The 3326-nt window shown below is 49.9% G+C and carries 2 protein-coding genes; both read left to right on the forward strand.

The genetic code is table 11. The annotated features are described in order from the left end of the window. Positions 1-407: 407 nt before the first annotated feature. Complete coding sequence (gor, locus tag AC0QH1_RS14840) at positions 408-1754, forward strand: glutathione-disulfide reductase (protein ID WP_324631962.1); 1347 nt, start codon at positions 408-410, stop codon at positions 1752-1754. Positions 1755-2065: 311 nt separating this feature from the next. Then, positions 2066-3118, forward strand: a complete 1053-nt coding sequence (locus tag AC0QH1_RS14845; RefSeq protein ID WP_324631963.1) for a hypothetical protein — start codon at positions 2066-2068, stop codon at positions 3116-3118. Positions 3119-3326 lie beyond the last annotated feature (208 nt).

A 3326-nucleotide genomic window follows, 5' to 3' on the forward strand; every position in this document is an offset into this window, starting at 1 on the left:
CTGGTCTTCTGGTCAGGTGAGCTTGGGAAAATAAAGTCTTACCAAGCCCCTCCCTTTAGGGATGGGGTTCCTGACAACCTTGCAGTTTTGTCAAGTCCTCCATCGGAGACGAGAACGCGGTGGATGCCCGTAGGCTTTTCTATAGCTTAACCATTCAGGGTTCCTAAAGCATCCGTAAAACCAAGAAAGCTTCACCCCAGTGTTTTTACGGGATCTACCCCCCGTAAAAACACGGGAATGCGGAGGTCACAGGGGAGGGGCGGTGGCGATCGCCCCTCGGATCCGTTGAAACTCGAAAATTGAAACCTGGGGCAATTATAAATTGTTAATTGTCAATTGTCAATTTTCTCTACAGAGCAGGTAGTTTACTCTGATAGTGAAATGTTTCATTCGCAGGGAGGTCAGGTATGAGTTTTGATTACGACTTATTCGTAATTGGTGCCGGTTCAGGGGGTCTCGCCGCATCGAAACGGGCGGCGTCTTATGGGGCCAAAGTTGCCATTGCAGAAGGCGACTTAGTGGGGGGCACCTGCGTGATTCGGGGTTGCGTGCCGAAAAAGCTGATGGTGTATGCCTCGCGCTTCTCCCATCTGTATCGAGACGCCGTGGGATACGGGTGGGAGAAAGTCGAACCAAAATTTGAGTGGCAAAAACTGGTAGAGGTGGTGAACAAAGAAGTGCATCGTCTCAGCGAGATTCACATTAAGAACCTGGAAAAAGCAGGCGTAGAGCTGATGCGAGGCAAAGCCAGCTTTGTGGATCCCCACACCCTAGAAATCGACGGACGCAAAATCACGGCGGACAAAATTTTAATTGCCGTGGGGGGACATCCCATCAAGCCCCCAGAAATTGAGGGCATCGAAGCGAGTGTCACCTCCCGGGATATGTTTCACCTGACAGAGTTTCCCAAGCGCCTAGCCGTGCTCGGTGGCGGTTACATTGGAGTGGAATTTGCCGGGATTATGAATGGTTTGGGTTCCGAGGTGACGCAAATTATCCGCCGCGACTCGATTTTAAACGGGTTTGATGACGATATTCGGCGCAACATTCAGGACGGGATGAGCGAAAAGGGCATCAAATTCGCCACCGGTTCGGTGGTGGACAAGATAGAAAAGACCGCAGAAGAGTTGAAGGTGAAGATTTCCGGGGACACCAACGAAACGATCGCCGTGGATGCGATCCTGTGCGCTACCGGTCGCGCCCCGAATTTGGCAGGGTTGAACCTGGAGAATGCCGGGGTTGAGGTGAACAAAGGCGCGATCGCCGTTACCCCGGATAGTAACACCAGTCAACCTCATATCTATGCGGTGGGAGATTGCACGGATCGACTGAATTTAACCCCAGTGGCGATCGGCGAAGGACGCGCCTTTGCCGATACGGTATTCGGTCACCTACCGCGAGCTATATCTTATCGCGGCGTCCCCACTGCCGTGTTTTCCGACCCAGAAGCCGCAACCGTGGGATGCACCGAAGCAGAAGCCTGTCAAAAGCTTGGCGATGACGTGAAAATCTATCGCGCCAAGTTTCGTCCCATGTTCCACAGTCTCACCGGGGCCAGTGACAAGGTGATGGTCAAATTGGTGGTTGACCAAACCACCGATCGCGTGCTCGGCGTTCACATGGTCGGGAAAGATGCGGCTGAAATTATCCAAGGCATGGCGATCGCCGTGAATATGGGCGCAACCAAAAAAGATTTCGATGCCACCATCGGCATTCACCCCAGTACCGCCGAGGAGTTTGTCACCTTACAATAAGCCCATTTTCCCATTCTATTCCTCCCCCCCCTTGCCCGAGGGGTGGGGGTTTCCCCTGCCCCTCACCCCTGGGCTTTCCCATCGCCCATTCTCATCCAAAAGCGATCCCCGAGGCAATTTTTCTTCCCCCTACCGTTTTCTGGCAAATTTTCTCGTTACCAGTGGCACGCAAAACTCTAAAATAGAAACGAGACCGCGTTGCCCCTCCTGTCATGCTAGAACAGCTCCTTTCTTCTCCACGGATCCTTAAGGCTCAATTACTCCAATTTTTACGCCTCCCCCCCAATACGAAGAAAAAAAAAGCAGAACTGGTGAGCCTGCTGCTATCAATTTTTGCCGCCGATCCGTCAGAAAAGGAAAGATTTCTCGAAACGTTTAAGCGGGAATTGGCCGTGGAACCCTACGAGTTAATCGAAATTTTAAAATGTACCAAAACCGAACGCAAGCGCTGGATTAAAGAAGGGAAAATTCCGGTTTTAGAATATCGCTCTTGTCGCAAATCCGGCAAAATCTTGGAATATCCCGTTCACGACAGACGAGTGGTGATGAGTTTGACCCCGGAAGAGATTCAACAATGGCGCGATTCCCACCAAGCGCGGGTAGCTCAAACTCGGAAATCCGCCGCCAAAGCCGCCTCCCACAGTCGCAAGGAAAATCAACAAGCTCGTCAAAATTTTGCGATCGCCTGGGAACAAATTCGCGCCAAATGGCAGGAAACTGGCTCTCCGGAAATCGCCGCTACCCTGGAATTGGCTTACTGGACCGTGTGGGGGTCTCGCTGGGCAAAAGAAAATCAATTAAAGGGCGATCGGGCTATCAAATATGGCTCCACTTATGAAACCAGAAAACATCAATGGTACGCTTTGAAAACTGAAGCGGTGCGATTATTATCCCAAACTCCCTACGCGATTCTCTCTTTTTACCGTCCCCCGGAAGCCGATAAAATTTTCCTGCGCCTGTGCGACGAACATTCCGAAGAAATGCGCGAGTTTGAATGTTTCGATAAATGGGAATTTTTTTATTTGTATTCAAATTTGGTGAAAAAATGTCCCGCCTGTTGGTATAATGAAGAAACGGATTATTATTCCCTTTACGAGTTGGAAGTCAAAACCGCCGAATTCCCCGAATTTACGTTTTCTTTTCATATTCCTTACCCGGTGGGGCAAGCGTTTTGGCCGCTTCCCAATAAGTTACCCCAAATAGAGCGGGCGGAACAAGATGGGATTTTTCGCTTTGGCCGCCCCTTGCTCGATCGCGAAAAAGTTATCCACCGCGAAGGGGATGTCTGGGGGTTTTTACAAGGCGCGATAGCCAATTTTAAAACCCAGTTTGTCTTCCCCAAAAAACCCGATATGGAAGATTAAAATAACTTCCGCAGCCAACCCCAGCGATACAAATTTATCAATTTTGAGCGCAATAAAACACCGATTTTTTTATTGCAAAATTTCCAAAACTATGTTTATGTTTGCGGCACTGATCTCTGCTTCTATAGCACTTATAGCCTTTCTCAGATTGATGTGGTACGTAGCCGAATAGTCATTACCGCGCTTGCACCTCCGAGGTGAAAAATTC

The organism is Phormidium sp. CCY1219 (genome assembly GCF_055795085.1).